The 488-nt window shown below is 30.9% G+C and carries 1 pseudogene; it reads left to right on the top strand.

Annotated elements, in window-relative coordinates:
* Positions 1-227 precede the first annotated feature (227 nt).
* Positions 228-488 (top strand): annotated as a pseudogene (locus BN202_RS09075) (peptidase domain-containing ABC transporter); the annotation flags it as partial.

Raw genomic sequence — 488 nt, 5'->3', positions numbered from 1 at the left:
AAACGCATCAGAATGATACAGATAAAATGGTTATCATGCGGTTTAGAGCATTTTCAAATATAATTTTAAGTTAAAATAAAATAAAAATAATGTATAAATAATAGATACATTATGTTGATATTATATTATCACAAAATGTATATTTTAATTAAGCAATAATAATATTTACAATACTGTTAAAATATGCGACATCCATCGCTCTTTCTCTTAAACAAACATAAAATCAAATGAACCCTTCACAAGAAAAACTAGTAGCCTTTTCTTGGTTTACAAGAACAACAAAGAAATATATTTATTATGTCATCGAACTCAGCTGTGTGGCCATCGTTTTGCGTTTGCTGGGTTTGGTGAATCCTTTTATTTTTCAAGCAATTATTGACCGCATCTTACCCTTTCAGCGTGCTGAAAGTCTCTATGCTATTGTTATCCTCATGATCGCTATCATGCTGTTTAGCACAGCTCTTAGCACTCTATCAGGTTACCTAGGC

The sequence above is a fragment of the Bartonella florencae genome (assembly GCF_000312525.1).
Lineage (GTDB): Bacteria > Pseudomonadota > Alphaproteobacteria > Rhizobiales > Rhizobiaceae > Bartonella > Bartonella florencae.
Note: the sequence above shows the minus strand (reverse complement) of the source record. Positions and strands in the feature narration are given on the sequence as shown.